The sequence below is a fragment of the Rickettsia finnyi genome (genome assembly GCF_049668125.1).
Lineage (GTDB): Bacteria > Pseudomonadota > Alphaproteobacteria > Rickettsiales > Rickettsiaceae > Rickettsia > Rickettsia kotlanii.
The window spans coordinates 146,038-164,464 of the sequence record NZ_CP187160.1; the positions used below are offsets into that span (position 1 = coordinate 146,038).

Here is an 18,427-nt window from a genome sequence, read left to right on the forward strand (position 1 = left end):
AATTTTTTAGTTGAGGCTCTATTGGGATAAATGGAAAAGTAATAATTATTAAATAATATATAAATAGAGTAATTGACTAAGCCAAGACTTTTTTTCGTTTATTTCTTGATTAGAATAAATATAAAATGCTTGACTACCAATTAAGAAAACTGCAAGTGCAGAAGGAAAGAATCTATAAAACCAAGAATCTCCTATAAATCCATTAAACTGAAGAATAATTCTAGTAATTAAAGATATACAAATTATGGATAAAATATAGATATTTTTCTTTTTTAGAATCCAAGGTGCTATTAAATAAAAAGAAATTTCTAACCCAATTGATCAACCAGGAGGTATCAACAAAAATTGATAAAGAGGAGGCATGGAGTCAATAAAGTATTTTGTAAAATGTACTGTATTATTATTAATGCTAATAAACATTGTTACATCTTGCAACAACATTGTTAGATTTGTAAAAATTAAAAAAACAGCCGGAAATGGGAGATTACACAATTGCCTTAAAAAAGAAAATTTTTGCTGCAAGAAGAAAGTAACTAAAATACAAAAGATATAAGTAGAATAAAGCCTTAAATATCTACTTTTCCAAAATTTTATTTTGCTTGTATAATTGCTCTGAATCATAGCCATATAAAAGCCGGAAATCATGAAAAAAGATTGTACTGCAATTGTTGCACCTATAAATTTAAGAAATAGATGAGAAGTTGAATGTGCAGCCACAACAGAAAGAGCAAATAATAACCTAACTACACCCATTATGTTAAATAATAATTATATTAGCAATTATATAATATCCAAAACCTAAATCAATTAACATAGCAGCACTTCTCAATAATAGGATAAGTTATTTACATTAAAAGAACCATTTTGTATTATGAAAAATATATTTTTTTACTTGAAGGAAAGATAACCAAAATTCATGACCATAAAAATCCACACGGAAAAAGATTTCATAAAGATGCGGGCAGCAGGAAAATTAGCTGCAGAGACGCTCGATTTTATTACTGACCACGTAAAACCGAACGTCACTACTAATAATTTAAATGGCCTTTGTCATAATTTTATTACTTCTCATAATGCCGTTCCTGCACCGTTAAATTACAAAGGCTTTCCGAAATCGATTTGTACTTCTATAAATCATGTGGTTTGTCACGGCATTCCAAACGATAAACCGTTAAAAAACGGTGATATAGTAAATATTGATGTTACGGTAATTTTAGACGGTTGGTACGGTGATACTAGCCGTATGTATTATGTCGGTGACGTAGCAATTAAGCCAAAGCGTCTTATTCAAGTCACTTATGATGCAATGATGAAAGGGATTGAAGTAGTTAGACCCGGTGCTAAACTCGGTGATATCGGACATGCTATTCAAAGCTATGCCGAGAAACATAATTATTCTGTGGTTAGAAATTATACGGGTCACGGTATCGGAAGAGTTTTTCATGACGAACCATCAATATTAAATTACGGTCGCAGCGGCACGGGTCTAACGTTAGAAGAAGGGATGTTTTTCACCGTTGAACCTATGATAAATGCTGGTAATTATGACACTATATTAAGTAAACTAGATGGATGGACAGTTACTACACGTGATAAATCATTATCGGCTCAATTTGAGCATACTATAGGCGTGACTAAAGATGGTTTTGAAATATTTACGTTATCACCTAAAAAACTTGATTATCCTCCATACTAAACTGTAGGGTAAAAATTGATTTTGTTGTATGGCTTCTATGTCATTCCCGCGGGACATTGTTGCGTGGATCGAAAAACGCACTTGGTATCATCCCGTGGCTTGACCATGGGATCCAAAAAGCATTGAAAAAGACTAGATCCCACGATCAAGTTAGCTAGGATGACATTAAAGATTACTGGATTCCCGCTTTTAGCTAGGAATAACATCAGCAACATTTTACTTATTTATAATTTGAATAAACATAAAGAATGTTAGAAAATAATTTGTTAGAATTTAGTAATGATGAAATAGATACGCCTCATTATATAGGTTACCGTAAAAGAGAAAAAGAATACTTCGTTGCCGCTGGAGCAGAACATTTTTCTGATTACGAATTACTTGAAGTAATGTTATTTTCGGCTATCCCTCGTAAAGACATAAAACCTCTTGCTAAAACTTGCTAAAAAATTACTTGATCATTTTGATATTACGGATTTAATTAACCTTGATAAGGAAAGGCTACTTAGTATTAAAGGCACCAATGAAAATTTATATATCAATTTTGCTCTAATACGTGAACTGATAAATTAGAGTATTGAAACAAAAAATAATAAATAAAAATATTAGTGCTTCTTGGAGTTCTTGGATTGATTATTTAAAAGTTAATATGGGCAATATGCGACTCGAGCAATTTCGTATATTATTTTTGAATAAGAAAAATATTTTAATTGCTGATGAGGTTTTAAGTCAAGGAACTATAGACCAAGCTGCGGTATATCCACGTGAGATAATTAAACGCGCTTTATTTAACGAAGCAAGCAGCCTTATACTTGTGCATCATCATCCAAGCGGTAGCCCTGAACCTGCAAAAGCCGACATTCATATGACAAATAAGATAGTAGAGACATGCCAAACCGTAAATATTATAGTTTTAAATCTAATATGTTCCTATGAATATAAATAGCTACAGCACATTATTTATTTTTTCTTTTATATCCACCGCTATATTAACATATATATTAACTAAATATCTTCCTACTATCGGTTTAGTTGATATACCAAGTAACCGTCGTTCTCATGATAAGATAACACCGCGCGGCGGCGGTCTTGCTATTGTAGTTGTTGTAATGATTACTTTGAGCGGGTTTGAATATATAACGAGCAATAACTTTGTTAATTCAATAAAAATACTACCGTTATTATTGGCAATTGCTTCGATTTCCTTTTTAGATGACTTAAAAGCCGTACCTATTCTAATTCGTTTAATAGTCCACTTAATTTGTGCAGCTTTTGCTATTTTTCTTTTTTCGCAGCTAAACTCTGTACATATACTAATATATTCTATTTTAGTTATAGCTTTAAGCGGTTTTATTAATATATATAATTTTATGGACGGTATAGACGGTATGAGTTGTGTGGAATCTATCCATCTATCTAGCACTATGCTTATATTATGTTTTTTACAATTTCCGGCTATTAATAATCCATATTTTATAGCTAGTGTAAATATTATTATTCTTGGTTGTTCTTGTGGTTTTTTAATATTTAATTGGCATCCGGCCAAAATATTTTTAGGAGACGTGGGAAGTATTAGTCTTGGATTCTTAACGGGTCTTTGTTTGCTCCTGCTTGCTCTTACAAGCACTAATTTATTTATAGCTTGTGCTATTGCTAGCTTATATTACATCACTGATGCAGTGCTAACCATATTAATTCGGCTACTCAATAAAGAAAAAATTTGGCAGCCTCATTTAAAGCATTTTTTTCAAAAAGCAGTACAAAAAGGTAAATCTCATAAACAAGTAGTATCGATTATAGCAGTTTGTAATATATGTTTAATGATCATATCGGTTACATCTTTACATTTTCCCGTAATATCTATAATGCTTGCTTTAGCCGTCATAACTTTAACAGTGCAGAGTTTATTAAAATGAAGCTAATTAAAGAGGATATCGATAAAATAGTTAGACGTATATTTGCCAAACAACATCCATTGCTGCCTGAAATCATGATTAACTGGAATAAAATAGTCGGGTTTAACTTCAGCACTAAAGCATTACCTTTAAAAATCACCACCTATACTTATAAAAAACAAAAGATTAATACGCTGTTTATACAAGCTGAAGATAATGCTACTGCAGCAAAATTACCTTACTATCAAGATATTATTCTAGAACGTATTAAAATTTATTTAGGCTTTACAGCAATACATCAAATGAACGTAACGTTTTATAAAGGAAAAAAGAGTCTTTAGATTAAGAGTTTGTTGGCATGAATATCAATGCCATCTCGACCATAACTCCGCAAACTTGTAGGTGTTGTTGCCTGGCTCAGTTTATGTCATTCCCGCGGAAGCGGGAATCCAGAAAAATAACTTCAATATTGATATAGAAGTTACAGATTTGGTAAACTAAACATATAAAAAACTTGTTTTTTTATGTTTTACTGGATTCCCGCTTCCGCGGGAATGACATCGTACGGGCTCTTTTCGCACCATACAACAACTCCGCAACCGTAGGATCTAGAGAAAATAATAAAAATGCTGTAAATCAGAATTTTTTACTGGATTGCTTCGTCAATTACTTCGTAATTTTCCTCGCAATGACGAAAAAGCTGAATCATGCGATAATACCTTGCAGTCGCTTAGCTCATGACGTCTCAGTATCCACGTAGGCAATACCAAGGCACACAAACAAAAAAAGGAGTCTTTATTAAAAGACTCCTTTTTCGTGTTAATAGCTTGTAAAAAGAGACTAATTACATATCAAATCTTAATCCTGCCATTAAGTTATGACCTTTATAATGGGTTCCGCCAAATTTAACTTTATTCCCGTCAATAGTTTTGGTGGTATTTTTTGTTTTACCGTAATCTCTCCAGCTATAAACTAGTTCAGCTTTTACACCTTGTGCAACTTCAAATGAAGTTCCTAAAGATAATTGATAAGCAAAGTTAGTGTTGTTTTTCGTAGTACCATTGAAAGTGTTAGTTACACCACCTTTAATATCTTTAGCGTTAATTTTTTCCTTTACAAAAGCAGCACCAACACCTGCACCTGCAAATACTTTAAACATGCTTAAATCGACGAAATCAACATAACCGTTAAGTAATAAACTTACAATAGTAGGTTTATTTTTTACTGAGGAAGAATTACCGTATGGATAAGTTTTTGATTTCTTTAAATGACTACTTGCTACCGCTCCAATTGTTAAATCGGTTCTTAGATTATCCATGATATAGTAACCCACACCGATCTCACCTGTAAATCCTGTATTAGACTTTAACTCAAAATCTGCTCCTTTAGGTTTTGTTTTGTTAAAAATCACACCGCCGGCATTAAGTTTTAAATACCATTGATTTTCTACAGATGATGACATCGATGAATTAGTAGATGAATCTACAGAAGAATTCATATCGCAATCAGCAAATGAAAGACCGGAAGTTAAAAGTGCGGTGCTTGCAGCTGCTATTAAAAGTAATTTTTTCATATTGTTAAATTTTTCCTTTAAATTTTATTAGTTGTTAGTAAAAACGATATTAGATAATAATTTTACAATTTTTACCTAAATTCGATAAAAAATAAGTTTTAAGTAACATTTCTGAGTTGTCATCTAATGTCACTCCGTAGCTTAACCACGGTATCTAGAAATACAACAAAAGACTGGATCCCGTGGTTAAGCCACGGGATGATTTTAGGTTATTACCTAAAACTATTAATATATTCTTGTTAATTATATATCAAATCTTATACCGGCTGTTAAGTTGTGGCTTTGATAACGTACACCACCGGTTGGTACACTTGTTCCTTGGTAAATTACATTCTTACTTTTTGTTCTACCATCATCTATCCAGCTATAAGCTAGTTCTACTTTAACACCGTCGGCAATTTGTGCAGAAGTACCTAAAGTTAGCTTGTAAGAAATATTAGTTCTGTTTTTAGTGTTAGATGAAAGACCAGTTATCCCATTATATGTAATTTTTTCTTTAACTAATGCAGGACCAACACCGGCACCAGCAAAAACATCGAACATATCAAAATTAGTTAAATCTACATAACCGTTAATAAGTAAACGTGTAATAGTAGGTTTATGGCTTACTGAAACATTAGTACCGGTAAAAGGTGCATTAGTCGCAGCTCCGGATTTCTTTAACTTTCCACCGATTATAGTACCTAAAGTTAAATCGGCTCTAAAGTTTTCAGAAATATAATAACCGATACCTAAATCAACTGGAACAGTTGTATTAGATTTTAATTTAACACCGGTTGCCTTATCTTTTTCTCCATTAAACATTGTTGCACCGGTATCTATTCTTAAATACCACTCATTATCCATGCCCTCGGCAAATGATACGCTAGAAGATAAAATTGTTGCACTTGTAGCAGCTATTAAAAGTAATTTTTTCATGATTAGCACCTCAAATTAAATAATTAAACATTATCTTAAATGGCATATATAACATATTATATTTTTTAGTTCTATATTTAATCGGCAATTAGATTCATATAATAAAGCTTTTATTAAGTTTTGTGACAAAATAAACACATCATATAGTTAATTCATGTTATTTTAGGTTCTATGAAGATTTCTAAAAGATTTAATTTTTGCTATTTTTTGCTACAAATTATAAGATTTTTTTGAAATAGGATTACTTCAAAAAGCTTATAATTTTCGCTTCAAAATATCTCACAATAACAAATCAATTAGAAACCTTCATAGAACCTATGTATTTATTAAACTTATCTTTCTCATCTTTAAATTTATCGGCATCAGGCAAAGCAGGTTTTTTTTGGGTAATATTTTTCCATCCTTTATTTTCTATAAAATCTTTTGCACGTTCTACCCATTCTATTAACCCCGGTGATTCAGGTTTAATAGCACCTATAGGACAATCAGGAACACAAACGCCACAATCTATACATTCATCGGGGTTAATGACTAACATAAAATCATCTTCCCTTTCACCTTCATAAAAACAATCTACAGGACATACTTCAACACAATCGGTATATTTACATTTTACACATTCATCGGTTACAACATAAGTCATTTTATTATCTGTTTTTGATTTTGTCGATTAATATAGAAGTTCTTAAAAGTAATACTAATAGAAAATATAATATAAAACTAATAAACATGATAATTAAAGGTTTTAGCATTGAAAAGTGAATAGTTGGACTCCCTAGCCTTAAAACACTAGCAGGCTGATGCAGGCTATACCAAATATTTACCGAGAATTTTACTATCGGTATGTTAATCAGTCCGATAAGAGCAATAATAGAAGAAGGATTTTGTGCCTTTCTTATATTATCCGCACTATTCACTATAATAATATAGCTTAAATATAATAAAAATAATATGAGCATGGAGGTAAGTCTTGCATCCCAAACCCACCATGTCCCCCATATAGGCTTTCCCCACAAAGAACCTGTTACTAAACTAATCAAAGTAAAAGTAGCCCCAACATAACTAGAAGCTACGGCTAGCAAATAGCTAATAGTAGTTTTCCATACTAAATAGCTAAAGCTGCATGCTGCCATGAAAACATAAACACCAAGAGCCATCCAAGAGGCAGGGACATGAACATACATAATGCGTACAAAATCACCTTGCTGATAATCTAGCGGCGAAACTATAAGGGCTAAATAAAGACCTATAATCATCATTACGCAAGTAGATATAGCTAATATAGGTATTATAACCTTTGATAATTTATTAAAATAATATGGGGTTAATAGTTTTAGCATGTTTTCCTACTTCTTTATGTCATTCTTGCAATCCTCTATGTCACTCTGTGGCTAGAAATAACAGTTCTTATCTTCTTAAAAAACTCTTTCATTAATAGCCCCGAATCTTCGGCAAGAATTCCGCTATATATTTCCGGTCTATAAAAACAAGCACTACTGTTAAAATATCGCAAATTACTTTCGACTGCTCCGTGCTTAGAATCAGAAACCCCGTAAAATAAACGTTTTAACCTGCTATGAGCTATAGCTGCCGCACACATAGCACAAGGTTCTAAAGTAACGTAAATATCATAATCATTTAAATTTTTAGAAGATATAAGATTACATGCTTCATTAATAGCAATAATTTCAGCATGATAAATAGTGTTATTTTTTTCTTCCATATTGTTATGGGTACTAGCAATAATTTTCTGATTTAACCTATCTACAATTACCGCTCCGACCGGGACTTCATTTTTATCAAAAGCAATCTTGGCCTGTTTTAAAGCTTGCTCCATGAAAAAATTATTAAAATTAGCTTCTTTATCTAACAATATATTCACGGTAATTTACGTATTCTTCGATTCCAAAAGGATCTTGGTGGATAATTATTTCAGCTTCCGGAAATTCCTGCAATATTTTAAAAGCAATCTCATCGCTAATTTTATGAGCATTATAAAGCGACATATTGCCGTCCATTTCCAGATGGCACTGGATAAAAGCTTTTTGACCAGCATATCTAGTTTTCATTTCGTGCATACCTTTTGCCCCTAAATGGTTATTAACTATCGAGATAATTTTTTGTCTATCTTGTTCGGGTAATTCATGATCTACTAAATTTTTAAATGCCTTGTTAAATAAAGAATAAGAAGAGTGAAATATATATAACGAAATAACTACACCGAATAATGGGTCAACAAACCAAAAATAATCACTTAAATTTATAGAGATAATTACTATAATATTAGTTAGTAAGTCCGTGAAATAATGAAGCTTATCGGCTTTTATTATTTCCGATCCTGTTTTTTTAATTACATAAGTTTGGTAAAGCACTAAAATAATTGTTAAGAATATACATACATACATTATAGTAGTACCGTCGCTAATATTCTCCGGTTTTGTTTTTTCAAATAAAGATTTAACCGAAGAAAAGCCTACAAAAAAAGCTGAAGCAAAGAAAAATATCGATTGAGAAAAAATTGTTAAATCCTGCATTTTTTCATACCCGAATCGATGATGATGATCCGGTGGTTGCAGGGCAAATCTTAAAGCTATTAGATTAATAAAGGAGGAAGTTATATCAAGCATTGAATCAATTAAAGAAGCAAGGATTGATTGCGAATCGGTAACAACCCAAGCATATAATTTTATACTTAAAATAATTAATGCCGTAGTAACCGATAAATAAGATGCCGATTTTATTAACCGATTACGGCTATTAGTATCCATGACAAATCTTTCCAATTTATTTTTTGTAGTTTAACAAAGAAAATATAAAATTCAATTATAATGAGGTTCCGTAAATTAAAAATAATATTTTAAAAATACAAATAATTTAAATTTTGTTTACAGAATCTAGTTTTAGCTTTACAAAATTCTAAAAACCATATACTTATTAATTATATATTAATTTAGAGAGAATTATATGAAACTATTATCTAAAATTATGATTATAGCTCTTGCAGCTTCTATGTTACAAGCCTGTAACGGTCCGGGCGGTATGAATAAACAAGGTACAGGAACACTTCTTGGCGGTGCTGGCGGCGCATTACTTGGTTCTCAATTCGGTAAGGGCAAAGGACAGCTTGTTGGAGTAGGTGTAGGTGCATTACTTGGAGCAATTCTTGGTGGACAAATCGGTGCAGGTATGGATGAGCAGGATAGAAGACTTGCAGAGCTTACCTCACAGAAAGCTTTAGAAACAGCTCCTAGCGGTAGTAACGTAGAATGGCGTAATCCGGATAACGGCAATTACGGTTACGTAACACCTAATAAAACTTATAGAAATAGCACTGGTCAATATTGCCGTGAGTACACTCAAACAGTTGTAATAGGCGGGAAACAACAAAAAGCATACGGTAATGCATGCCGCCAACCTGACGGACAATGGCAAGTTGTGAATTGATAGACAAAACGTCATTGCGAGAAGAATTATGCAGTAATTCGACGAAGCAATCGCAGGAATTTTATTATTTCATGAGATTGCCACGCAGCTTATGGCTGCTCGCAATGACGTTATGCAACCTATGATTTTCATAATAACAAGTACGGCATTTAAACATAATGATCGCATTCCTGATAAATTTACTTGTAAAGGACAAAATGTTTCAATGCATCTAGAATGGAGTAATGCTCCTTCAGATACTAAATCTTTTGCACTTATAATGGATGATCCGGATGCACCGGTAGAAATAGCACCGCCACACGGTATATGGGATCATTGGGTAATGTATAATATTTCTGCTTCTATGACTAAGCTTTCAGAAGAACAAATAGATAGTAGTATTAAAATATTTTTTTAAACTATATGCTCTAAATGATTATCTTGAGCTTGCTGAGAATGCTAGCAAGCAAGATTTAGTATTAGCCCTGCAAAAACATTTACTTGCCGAGGCAGAACTAATTGGCATTTATTCTATTTAATGAATGCTATTTATTGCCTACTGTGTCACATCCCGTGGCTTGACCACGGGGTCTAGAAAAATAACTTAAAACATTAATAACTTTAGTATTTAGATCTTGTGGTCAAGCCACAGGATGACAGAAGTGAACTGACACATGCAAAAACCTATAATCGAGTTTCGTAACGTATCTAAAAAATTCGGTAATAAATTGCCGATAAATAACGTTAGTTTCACTGTCAAAAAAAATAATATCACTACTTTAATCGGACCTAACGGTGCAGGTAAAACTACCATAGTACGATTAATGCTTGGACTTGAAAAACCTACAAGCGGCGAGATTATAATTGATCCCAAACTAAAAATTGGATATGTACCGCAGAAATTCGGATTACCCCCTGATTTACCTATTACAGTAAAAAAATTTTTAGAGTTGTTAGCACTGAGTAATTTTAATAACAATATTAAAGAGATTAACTCATTTATTGATTTGGAACATATAAAAGAGCAAGAAATTTCTAAGCTCTCAGGAGGGCAGTTTCAAAAGGTAGTTCTTGCATGTTCAATAGTTAATAATCCCGACTTAATTATTTTAGATGAACCGTTACAGTCTTTAGACGTAACAAGCCAACAAGAATTTTATCAGCTTATTAATTTGATTCGTAAAAAGCTAAATATTACGGTTTTTATGATTTCTCATGATTTATTTACCGTAATAAAAAACTCTGATCAAGTGATATACTTAAACGGTCACATATGTTGCAGCGGAATACCAAATGAAATAACTCCTAACTCTGAATTCTCAAATGCACTTTCTGCTCTAGGCTTCTATACCCACCACCATGACCATAAGCATTAGAATGCTTGCATAACTTATTTGTCTCCAAAGGATCTCTCCTTATTAGCTATGTTATGCAAGAATTCTATTATACTTGAATTGTATTCCACGCTCACCTAAGCTTGTTCTGTAGCATCACCTATCACCTCTACTTTTAATGCATTGTGATCCGTATTATTGAACTGAGTTAAATCATTTTCATTGGTATTACCTGATTCTTGTTGGCCTGTTATCACATTAAACAATTCTTTCGTAGTGAGCCTGGCCTTAGATAAGCTTTTTACCTTATAACTATTTTCAATAAAGAGTTTCTGCTGACCTACTTCCATAGCAAGTAATTTTTTTATACTAAGACCATCGTCAATTAAGATTTTTACCCGCAAACTATTTTTAATAACTAAGTCTTGCTGACTTGGTTCCATTGCAAGTAATTCTTTCACACTAACACCGGCGTCAGTCAAAATTTTTATATTATAGTCATTTTCAACAAAGAATTCTTGTTTATCGTTTTCTATATTCGAAATTTGTGCAAAAGTAAAATAAAACCTATGTTAAGCAACGATATTTCCTCTTCTGTTAAATCTCGGTTAATTTGCTTACTTATTATAATTTGTTGTAGTAATTTACTATCAGTTTTTAGCTCTTCAATAGTAGAATATTGATTAACCTTTATTAGTATTTTTTCCTAAGTTTAATTCTATTGTTGGTACTTCTCTTGTAATAGGATAAACATTTGTTGCATCGTCATATATAAATCTTGCTCCATTGGTTTTGGATGAAGTATAGTGTTTATATCAAGTTTAGGAGTTTGTCCGCCACATCCTACATATAAATTTAATGCTTGTTTTTGTAATGCTTCTCTCAATTTATTTATTATAGGTACAAATAATAATTTATCTTCTTTCCCTAAATGCTCAAATGAATCTAGTACCATAGCAGTGGCTTTTTCATTCTTTGTTCCCTCTCCAGCAAGCCAAGCATATGACTGAGCTCTTATATTTCCTTTATCATCCGTAATTATATAAAAACCGGCATTTGCTTTACTCATACCATCTAAAACACATCTTTCGGAATCATACCCTATAGATTGGCAAGAATTACTAAATTTACCAAGCATAAAACCTTTCATATCATCGGCAGGTAATATTTAGAAATACATCAAATAGCAAATTATATAGAGTAACTTGCTATTTATATTAGATCACACTAAACATTGCTTTAAATATCTACCGGTATGGCTTTCCTCACAGGCAGCGATGTCGGCAGGGGTGCCACATACAACTATCTTACCGCCTTTGTCGCCACCTTCAGGACCGACGTCAATAATATAATCTGCAGTTTTTATAACATCTAAATTATGCTCGATAACTAAAACGGTATTGCCCATATCAACAAGTTTATGTAACACTTTTAACAATTTATTAATATCGTCGATATGTAATCCCGTAGTCGGTTCATCAAGTATATAAAGCGTTTTACCAGTTGAACGTCTTGATAATTCTTTAGCAAGCTTAACGCGTTGTGCTTCACCACCTGAAAGAGTAGTAGCAGACTGACCGATTTTAATATAGCCTAGACCCACTTCATTTAAGGTAATCAATTTTTCATAGATTAACGGTATTTTTTCAAAAAACTGCATCGCATCTTCTACAGTCATCATCAAAATATCGGCAATAGATTTACCTTTATATTTTATTTCAAGCGTTTCTCTATTATATCTGTGACCGTTACAAATATCACACTTTACATATACGTCAGGTAGGAAATGCATCTCTATTTTTATTAGCCCGTCACCTTGGCATGCTTCACATCTACCACCTTTAACGTTAAACGAAAATCTGCCTACTTTATACCCTCTAGCTTTTGATTCAGGTAATTCCATAAACCAATCCCTAATATGGGTAAAGGCACCTGTATAAGTCGCAGGGTTTGAACGAGGAGTTCTACCTATCGGAGATTGATTAATATCGATAATTTTATCAATATATTCAAGTCCTTTTAACTCTCTATATTTGCCGGGAAATACTTTGCTAGTTGGCTCTAAATGCTTTAGAGCCGCTTTATATAGAGTATGAATCATCAAGCTTGATTTACCGCTTCCCGATACTCCCGTTATAGCGGTAAAAGTACCAAGCGGAATTTTGATATCCACATTATCTAAATTGTTGGAAACCGCCCCAAGTAATTCAATTGCCCTATTATCATGCCCAACTCTTGTTTCAGACGGCACTTTGATTGTTTGACGACCGCTTAGATACCTACCTGTGATACTTTCTTCAAAATTCTTTATTTCTTCAGCATTTCCTTCCGCAATAACACGACCGCCGTGAATACCGGCTCCCGGTCCTATATCAATAATATGGTCTGCTTCATATATTGTTTCTTCATCATGCTCGACTACCAAAACGGTATTACCCAAATCTCTAAGCCTTTTTAGTGTCTCAATTAATCTTGTATTATCTCGTTGATGAAGACCAATAGACGGCTCATCAAGTACATATAAAACACCGCTCAGTCCTGAACCTATTTGAGATGCAAGACGAATACGCTGACTTTCCCCCCCCGATAAAGTACCTGCTTCTCGTGATAACGTTAGATAATCAAGCCCGACATTCATAAGAAATTTTAATCTCTCGGTAATTTCTTTGAGTATACGCTCAGCAATAAATAATTGCTTTTTACTTAATTTTTCTTCTAAGTGATTAAACCATTTTTGCAAGGCTGCAATACTCATACCTGCTACTTCGCCTATATGAAAATTTGCTATTTTAACACATAATGCTTCGTCTTTTAATCTAAACCCTGAACAAGCAGTACATTTATGCTCTGACTTAAATTTAGCTAGTTCTTCTTTAATTAAAACCGATTCTATAGTACGGTCCTTTTCTTGCAAACTTGGTATTATACCGGCAAAAGGTTGTTTTATTATTTGCGTTTTAGAACCATCGTGAAATTCAAACCTTATTGCCTCTTCTCCTGAACCTTCAAATAAAATATCCTTAACATTTTGTGATAAACTTACAAAAGGTACTTCAATAGAAAATTTATAATGATCGGCAAGAGCCTTTAAGGTCTCTAGGATAAATTTAGAAGCTGTACTACCCCAAGGCACTATTGCACCGTCTTTAATAGAAATTCTTTGATCCGGAACTATTAAATCTCTATCAAAGAAAAACTCCTTACCTATCCCTTCACATTTAGGACATGCTCCAAAAGGGCTATTAAAAGAAAAGATTCGAGGCTCTATTTCAGTAAGCTGAAAACCCGATACCGGACAAGAATATTGCTCGGAAAAAGTAATACGCTGATTTTTTTTAAACTCGCTCTTAACTGTCGGCGGTAATTCTACAATTTCTAAATAAGTAATACCCTCAGCAAGATTTAACGAACTCTCTAAGCTATCTGCAAGTCTATTACCTAAACTTTCGTCTAGGACTATTCTATCAACGATCACTTCTATATTATGCTTCTTATTTTTATCAAGTTTCGGTAAATCATCAATTTCGCAAACTTCCCCGTTAACTATTAATTTCTGAAAGCCTTGCTTTTTCAGATTCATAATTTCACGCTTGAACTCACCCTTATGTCCTCTAACAATAGGAGCAAGTAAATATATTTTCGTCCCCTTAGGTAGTTCGTTAATTATATCTACCATCTCGGAAACTGTTTGGCTATGTATCGGAAGACCGGTTACCGGAGAGTAAGGAATACCCACCCTTGCATATAATAACCTAAGATAATCGTAAATTTCCGTTATAGTTCCAACCGTAGAACGTGGATTTTTGGAAGTAGTTTTTTGGTCAATTGCAATAGCAGGCGATAATCCGGAAATAGATTCTACATTAGGTTTATTTTGTAAATGTAAGAATTGCCTTGCATATGAAGATAAACTTTCAACATATCGCCTTTGACCTTCTGCATAAATAGTATCAAATGCTAAAGAAGACTTTCCTGAACCGCTAAGACCGGTGATAACAACAAATTTATTCCTTGGAATATTAACATTTATATTTTTTAGATTATGCTCTTTAGCACCGCGTACCTTAATATATTCTTGGTTCATAATCACTTCACTACAAAATTTTTGAGATATTTTTTAAAAAACCTGTAGTATTATAGGCTCTTTTATTTTATTATTGCAATAATAATATTTTATAAGTAGGTAGTAATCTATGGCAGGTAGTTTAAATAAAGTAATATTAATAGGTAATGTAGGACGTGATCCGGAAATGAGAACTACGGGCGAAGGGAAAAAAATCATTAATCTTTCCTTAGCAACAACTGAAACTTGGAAAGATCGCATTACCAGCGAACGAAAAGAACGAACTGAATGGCATAGAGTAGTGATATTTAGTGAAGGGCTAGTATCTGTTGTAGAACGCTATGTCACAAAAGGTAGCAAATTATATATTGAAGGTTCATTGCAAACCCGTAAGTGGAATGATAATTCAGGTCAAGAAAAATATACCACGGAAGTTGTGTTACAAAACTTTAATTCACAATTAATATTATTAGATAGTAAAAACTCTAATAATCATACTCAAGATTCAGGGCATAGCGAATATAAACATCCTGAAACTAAAAATTATTCTTTTGACCATAGCGACTTAGATGACGAAATACCGTTTTAATCAAAATTGTTATGAAAAATTTCATTTGGGCAATAATATTTTTAATACCAATATTTCTTTCAGGGTGCTCTACTACTCATGATGTAGCTAGCAGGGTAAAGCATTCGCAAGATATAGCAACTCAAAATAACTTTCAGATGAGACTAGTAAACGGTGGTGATTTTACTCTTACGACTTATCAGCGTATTACCGACCGTAACCTACCTTTTGTATTCTATATTGAGGGAGATGGACATCTTGCAGATGGATCTGCTAATTCCGACAACCCGACTCCCGTTAATCCGATGCTCTTAAAGCTTGCTACAATGGATAAAAGACCGAATATTGTTTATATAGCAAGACCTTGCCAATATACTCCTTTAGAAATGAACTCAAAATGCATTAGCGATTATTGGTTAGATAAAAGAATGGGGCAGGAAGTCGTAGAGTCAATTAACAATGTCATAAATATTATCAATAACGGACAAAAATTTAGCTTAGTCGGCTTCTCCGGTGGCGGCGGGCTTACAATATTAATTGCCGCTCAAAATAGTAATGTTAAAGATATTATAACGATTGCCGGTAATTTAGATACTAAAAAGTTTGATAAATATCATAATTATCGTGGTTACTTAGTTAAATCTTTAAACCCGATAAATTATGCAAAACAGGTTAATAATATCCCTCAATTACATCTCTCCGGCATGGATGACAAAAGAGTCCCGCCTTTCATAGCAGCACTTTACGTAAAAACAAGTAACTCACCGTGTGTAAAAAAGCAAACTTTTCCTAATATTTCTCATGCAAAAGGTTGGGATAAAGTTTGGTCTAATATATTAGATATTCCTCTGATTTGTAATTAGGCATTAGGACATATTATTAATTTATATTCAAGCACTTATCATGGCTTTTGCCCTTAATATTATACCGGCTGTACCAAATTGTTTTAGACATTTTCCAATCTTTAAACGCTTTACTTCCGTAACATTACATATGCTGTATCAGCTGCTTGTATGTATGTTATTAGCTCTTTTGGTTTTCCTCATTTAATAAAAACCTTTGGAAACTGGGGAGTATTAATTATTATGATTCCAACAAGTATTAGATTTGGTATATTTCATTTTGAAAAATTGGAGAAAGAAAGTGGGAATTATCCGACAAAATCTTTTGCTCCTTCTCCGGTGATGTCTGCTTAATTGATAAATATTTATAGCAGGTTTCCTGTAATATCTCTTAGTTTAAGATACTCAGCAAAAATTATAAAATTGCGTATTATTAGAGAATTAAAGAAAATAATCAGAAGTTTTAATAATTATAATCTATAATATTGCCGATGTTTCAAGCCTTGCAGGCTAAGACCGCCTTTAGCACGCATCCATCGCAGTAACTCGTTGTTAGCAGCATTTGCATATTCACCTCGGTTTAGCTTTTGCCGCAATGTTGATGCTTGAAATGCCCCAGCCCCACAGTTAAAAATAAACGAGATTAAGGCGGCTTGTTGGTTTTCGGTTAATGGCACACCCTAGTGGATGATTACCGATACATTTACCAGCTTCGAGTAATTATTATTTATCTTTCTATAGATCCTCGCTTGCTTTTTTGCGATATATTCTTGGGAGTAGTGGGAGTAATAGAATAAGAAAGGGGAAAGTTATGTTTGTTAATAGTAGCCCTTATACGTTCTAGTGTTTGTTTAGTATTTTTATTAGCATGTGTATCCATATAAATACCTACTTCTTTCTGTTCTTTTTTGAAAGCTTCTTTATTTCCTATGTTAGCCAAAGCTTTAAAACTATGTTTTATAACTTGTCCAATATTTTTAAAAACATGCGAATTATCTTTTTTAGCTGTTTCTTTGCGCCATATATCTAGATTCTCTAATTCTTTTTTGATTTCTTGAGAAATTGCTTTTTTGTTGTCAGGATTTTCCTTCCTTTTTTCATAAGTATTAATAATCTTTTCTAATTTTTCTTTAAACTCTTTTTCGTTATTACTCGATTTTAAATTAAGCATTACACCGGAATGGCCTGATGATAGCTCTTTGAGGGTATTAATAATCATTTCTTCTTTTAATCCATTATTAGCTCCATTAAGCAAATTTTCATATTTATGTCTACATATGGAGCTATACTTGTGATATCATGATTATTAAATATTAGTTAACACAAAAGAAATTAAAGCTTTAATTAATAAACTTGAGAAATATTTTTAATATTTCGTTTTACAAGGTGATAAATTTACTATTTAGAAGAAAGAGAAAAGCTGCTTAGTTTAGAGACTTGGTGAAAGACAATTAATATTCAGTTAAACGGTCAAAAGCTTGATTTTATGCTGCATCTACGGTTTGATACGTTTATAGAAATACCGAAAAATGAAGAATGGCGCACCCTAAAGGATTCGAACCTCTGACCCACAGATTAGAAATCTGTTGCTCTATCCAGCTGAGCTAAGGGTGCTAAACATTTATGGTAAACATAATATCAGTTTAAGCAAAGTTTTTCAAGGATTCTTTATTAAAAATAATAAGCAAATATGATAAAAAATATTCATGGATAAATTCTACAATTACAATTCTTCTTCACATCAGGCTTTACTTAGTTTTAAAGTAAAGCCTAATGCTAAACAAAATCTAATTAGCAATTTTGTAATTATTAATAATATCCCATATCTAAAATTATCTATAAAAGCAATACCAGAACAAGGTAAAGCAAATGAAGAAATCATAAATTATTTAGCAAAAGAATGGAAATTATCACGTAGTAATATCGAAATTATTAAAGGTCATACTCATAGCTTAAAAACGATATTGATAAAAAATATTAATGAAGACTATTTAAATTTGATTATCAATTCCTATATTAAATAAGGTGCAGTTGTTGCTAGACTTCCAATGTCATTCCCGCATAGGCGGGAATCCAGTTTATATTTATTATTTTCTAGATTCCTGCTTCCGCAGGAAT

The 18,427-nt window shown here is 32.6% G+C and carries 20 protein-coding genes, 1 tRNA gene and 4 pseudogenes; 12 read left to right on the forward strand and 13 right to left on the reverse strand.

The features are described 5' to 3' along the window. Positions 1-321: 321 nt before the first annotated feature. On the reverse strand, positions 322-753 hold the full coding sequence (locus tag ACPKKV_RS00790) for an acyltransferase family protein (RefSeq protein ID WP_392505707.1): 432 nt from the start codon (positions 751-753) through the stop codon (positions 322-324). A gap of 163 nt (positions 754-916) precedes the next feature. Between ACPKKV_RS00790 and map the strand changes: the two genes are divergently transcribed. The 5 genes and pseudogenes from map (at position 917) to ACPKKV_RS00815 (ending at position 3,929) form a co-directional block, all read left to right on the forward strand. Then, a complete protein-coding gene (gene map / locus ACPKKV_RS00795; protein WP_392505708.1) occupies positions 917-1,696 on the forward strand; it encodes a type I methionyl aminopeptidase in 780 nt (259 codons plus the stop codon). A gap of 248 nt (positions 1,697-1,944) precedes the next feature. Then, a pseudogene (locus ACPKKV_RS00800) lies at positions 1,945-2,266 on the forward strand (DNA repair protein). 4 nt (positions 2,267-2,270) lie between these two features. After that, complete coding sequence (locus ACPKKV_RS00805) at positions 2,271-2,639, forward strand: JAB domain-containing protein (RefSeq protein ID WP_392505710.1); 369 nt, start codon at positions 2,271-2,273, stop codon at positions 2,637-2,639. Further along, positions 2,626-3,609 (forward strand): MraY family glycosyltransferase, encoded by a 984-nt coding sequence (locus ACPKKV_RS00810; RefSeq protein WP_392505711.1) that lies wholly within the window; start codon positions 2,626-2,628, stop codon positions 3,607-3,609. Before ACPKKV_RS00805 ends, ACPKKV_RS00810 begins: the two co-directional genes overlap by 14 nt. After that, positions 3,606-3,929 (forward strand): DciA family protein, encoded by a 324-nt coding sequence (locus tag ACPKKV_RS00815; RefSeq protein ID WP_392505712.1) that lies wholly within the window; start codon positions 3,606-3,608, stop codon positions 3,927-3,929. The genes ACPKKV_RS00810 and ACPKKV_RS00815 overlap by 4 nt, the downstream gene beginning before the upstream one ends. Positions 3,930-4,432: 503 nt before the next feature. Here ACPKKV_RS00815 and ACPKKV_RS00820 read toward each other — a convergent pair. From ACPKKV_RS00820 to ACPKKV_RS00845, 6 genes are all read right to left on the reverse strand, one after another. After that, entirely contained in the window at positions 4,433-5,161 is a 729-nt protein-coding gene (locus ACPKKV_RS00820; RefSeq protein ID WP_392505713.1) for an outer membrane protein, read from the reverse strand. A 243-nt stretch (positions 5,162-5,404) separates the two neighbouring features. Next, positions 5,405-6,079 carry an adhesin Adr gene (locus ACPKKV_RS00825; RefSeq protein ID WP_392505715.1) on the reverse strand — a complete coding sequence of 225 codons (675 nt, stop codon included), beginning with the start codon at positions 6,077-6,079 and terminating at the stop codon, positions 5,405-5,407. Positions 6,080-6,371: 292 nt separating this feature from the next. Next, positions 6,372-6,722, reverse strand: coding sequence for a ferredoxin family protein (locus ACPKKV_RS00830; RefSeq protein ID WP_392505716.1), 351 nt, complete (start codon positions 6,720-6,722; stop codon positions 6,372-6,374). 4 nt (positions 6,723-6,726) lie between these two features. Then, positions 6,727-7,419 (reverse strand): heme ABC transporter permease, encoded by a 693-nt coding sequence (locus tag ACPKKV_RS00835; protein ID WP_392505717.1) that lies wholly within the window; start codon positions 7,417-7,419, stop codon positions 6,727-6,729. A gap of 35 nt (positions 7,420-7,454) precedes the next feature. Next, positions 7,455-7,961, reverse strand: coding sequence for a nucleoside deaminase (locus ACPKKV_RS00840; protein WP_392505718.1), 507 nt, complete (start codon positions 7,959-7,961; stop codon positions 7,455-7,457). Beyond that, positions 7,942-8,847: a cation diffusion facilitator family transporter gene (locus ACPKKV_RS00845; RefSeq protein ID WP_392505719.1), complete on the reverse strand. Its 906-nt coding sequence runs from the start codon at positions 8,845-8,847 to the stop codon at positions 7,942-7,944. The genes ACPKKV_RS00840 and ACPKKV_RS00845 overlap by 20 nt, the downstream gene beginning before the upstream one ends. A gap of 196 nt (positions 8,848-9,043) precedes the next feature. Here ACPKKV_RS00845 and ACPKKV_RS00850 point away from each other — a divergent pair, with 196 nt between their 5' ends. The 3 genes and pseudogenes from ACPKKV_RS00850 (at position 9,044) to ACPKKV_RS00860 (ending at position 10,878) form a co-directional block, all read left to right on the forward strand. Continuing rightward, a complete protein-coding gene (locus ACPKKV_RS00850) occupies positions 9,044-9,523 on the forward strand; it encodes an RT0821/Lpp0805 family surface protein (protein ID WP_392505720.1) in 480 nt (159 codons plus the stop codon). Positions 9,524-9,644: 121 nt separating this feature from the next. Further along, a pseudogene (locus tag ACPKKV_RS00855) lies at positions 9,645-10,041 on the forward strand (YbhB/YbcL family Raf kinase inhibitor-like protein). A gap of 135 nt (positions 10,042-10,176) precedes the next feature. Beyond that, positions 10,177-10,878: an ATP-binding cassette domain-containing protein gene (locus tag ACPKKV_RS00860; protein ID WP_392505721.1), complete on the forward strand. Its 702-nt coding sequence runs from the start codon at positions 10,177-10,179 to the stop codon at positions 10,876-10,878. 95 nt (positions 10,879-10,973) lie between these two features. On the opposite strand, the gene ACPKKV_RS00865 is transcribed toward ACPKKV_RS00860, so the two are convergent. The 3 genes and pseudogenes from ACPKKV_RS00865 to uvrA all read right to left on the reverse strand — a co-directional run bounded on the left by ACPKKV_RS00865 (position 10,974) and on the right by uvrA (position 14,920). Further along, positions 10,974-11,318, reverse strand: a complete 345-nt coding sequence (locus tag ACPKKV_RS00865; RefSeq protein WP_392505722.1) for a hypothetical protein — start codon at positions 11,316-11,318, stop codon at positions 10,974-10,976. Between the two features lie 470 nt (positions 11,319-11,788). After that, positions 11,789-12,004, reverse strand: a pseudogene (locus ACPKKV_RS00870) (hypothetical protein); the annotation flags it as partial. Positions 12,005-12,058: 54 nt separating this feature from the next. Continuing rightward, complete coding sequence (gene uvrA / locus ACPKKV_RS00875; protein ID WP_392505723.1) at positions 12,059-14,920, reverse strand: excinuclease ABC subunit UvrA; 2,862 nt, start codon at positions 14,918-14,920, stop codon at positions 12,059-12,061. 109 nt (positions 14,921-15,029) lie between these two features. On the opposite strand from uvrA, the gene ACPKKV_RS00880 reads away from it, so the two are divergent. The 3 genes and pseudogenes from ACPKKV_RS00880 (at position 15,030) to ACPKKV_RS00890 (ending at position 16,663) form a co-directional block, all read left to right on the forward strand. Beyond that, positions 15,030-15,488, forward strand: a complete 459-nt coding sequence (locus tag ACPKKV_RS00880) for a single-stranded DNA-binding protein (protein ID WP_392505725.1) — start codon at positions 15,030-15,032, stop codon at positions 15,486-15,488. Between the two features lie 11 nt (positions 15,489-15,499). Further along, the gene (locus ACPKKV_RS00885; RefSeq protein WP_392505726.1) at positions 15,500-16,330 is read left to right on the forward strand and encodes an alpha/beta hydrolase family protein; all 831 of its coding nucleotides are present in this window, start codon (positions 15,500-15,502) and stop codon (positions 16,328-16,330) included. A 40-nt stretch (positions 16,331-16,370) separates the two neighbouring features. Beyond that, positions 16,371-16,663, forward strand: a pseudogene (locus tag ACPKKV_RS00890) (hypothetical protein). Between the two features lie 116 nt (positions 16,664-16,779). Here ACPKKV_RS00890 and ACPKKV_RS00895 read toward each other — a convergent pair. From ACPKKV_RS00895 to ACPKKV_RS00905, 3 genes are all read right to left on the reverse strand, one after another. After that, entirely contained in the window at positions 16,780-16,986 is a 207-nt protein-coding gene (locus ACPKKV_RS00895) for a glycoside hydrolase family protein (RefSeq protein ID WP_392505727.1), read from the reverse strand. A gap of 50 nt (positions 16,987-17,036) precedes the next feature. After that, on the reverse strand, positions 17,037-17,564 hold the full coding sequence (locus ACPKKV_RS00900) for a hypothetical protein (RefSeq protein WP_392505728.1): 528 nt from the start codon (positions 17,562-17,564) through the stop codon (positions 17,037-17,039). Between the two features lie 282 nt (positions 17,565-17,846). After that, positions 17,847-17,923: transfer RNA gene (locus tag ACPKKV_RS00905), tRNA-Arg, on the reverse strand. Between the two features lie 92 nt (positions 17,924-18,015). On the opposite strand from ACPKKV_RS00905, the gene ACPKKV_RS00910 reads away from it, so the two are divergent. Next, positions 18,016-18,333: an A1G_07140 family DUF167 domain protein gene (locus tag ACPKKV_RS00910; RefSeq protein ID WP_392505729.1), complete on the forward strand. Its 318-nt coding sequence runs from the start codon at positions 18,016-18,018 to the stop codon at positions 18,331-18,333. The last annotated feature ends 94 nt before the right edge of the window (positions 18,334-18,427 follow it).

Excerpts from the sequence above, each read along its gene's own strand:
- map (WP_392505708.1), top strand. The coding sequence starts at position 917 with ATGACCATAAAAATCCACACGGAAAAAGATTTCATAAAGATGCGGGCA.
- ACPKKV_RS00910 (WP_392505729.1), top strand. The coding sequence starts at position 18,016 with ATGGATAAATTCTACAATTACAATTCTTCTTCACATCAGGCTTTACTT.
- ACPKKV_RS00830 (WP_392505716.1), bottom strand. The coding sequence starts at position 6,722 with ATGACTTATGTTGTAACCGATGAATGTGTAAAATGTAAATATACCGAT.
- ACPKKV_RS00810 (WP_392505711.1), top strand. The coding sequence starts at position 2,626 with ATGAATATAAATAGCTACAGCACATTATTTATTTTTTCTTTTATATCC.
- ACPKKV_RS00790 (WP_392505707.1), bottom strand. The coding sequence starts at position 753 with ATGGGTGTAGTTAGGTTATTATTTGCTCTTTCTGTTGTGGCTGCACAT.
- ACPKKV_RS00885 (WP_392505726.1), top strand. The coding sequence starts at position 15,500 with ATGAAAAATTTCATTTGGGCAATAATATTTTTAATACCAATATTTCTT.
- ACPKKV_RS00820 (WP_392505713.1), bottom strand. The coding sequence starts at position 5,161 with ATGAAAAAATTACTTTTAATAGCAGCTGCAAGCACCGCACTTTTAACT.
- uvrA (WP_392505723.1), bottom strand. The coding sequence starts at position 14,920 with ATGAACCAAGAATATATTAAGGTACGCGGTGCTAAAGAGCATAATCTA.
- ACPKKV_RS00825 (WP_392505715.1), bottom strand. The coding sequence starts at position 6,079 with ATGAAAAAATTACTTTTAATAGCTGCTACAAGTGCAACAATTTTATCT.
- ACPKKV_RS00845 (WP_392505719.1), bottom strand. The coding sequence starts at position 8,847 with ATGGATACTAATAGCCGTAATCGGTTAATAAAATCGGCATCTTATTTA.
- ACPKKV_RS00860 (WP_392505721.1), top strand. The coding sequence starts at position 10,177 with ATGCAAAAACCTATAATCGAGTTTCGTAACGTATCTAAAAAATTCGGT.
- ACPKKV_RS00880 (WP_392505725.1), top strand. The coding sequence starts at position 15,030 with ATGGCAGGTAGTTTAAATAAAGTAATATTAATAGGTAATGTAGGACGT.
- ACPKKV_RS00815 (WP_392505712.1), top strand. The coding sequence starts at position 3,606 with ATGAAGCTAATTAAAGAGGATATCGATAAAATAGTTAGACGTATATTT.
- ACPKKV_RS00835 (WP_392505717.1), bottom strand. The coding sequence starts at position 7,419 with ATGCTAAAACTATTAACCCCATATTATTTTAATAAATTATCAAAGGTT.
- ACPKKV_RS00850 (WP_392505720.1), top strand. The coding sequence starts at position 9,044 with ATGAAACTATTATCTAAAATTATGATTATAGCTCTTGCAGCTTCTATG.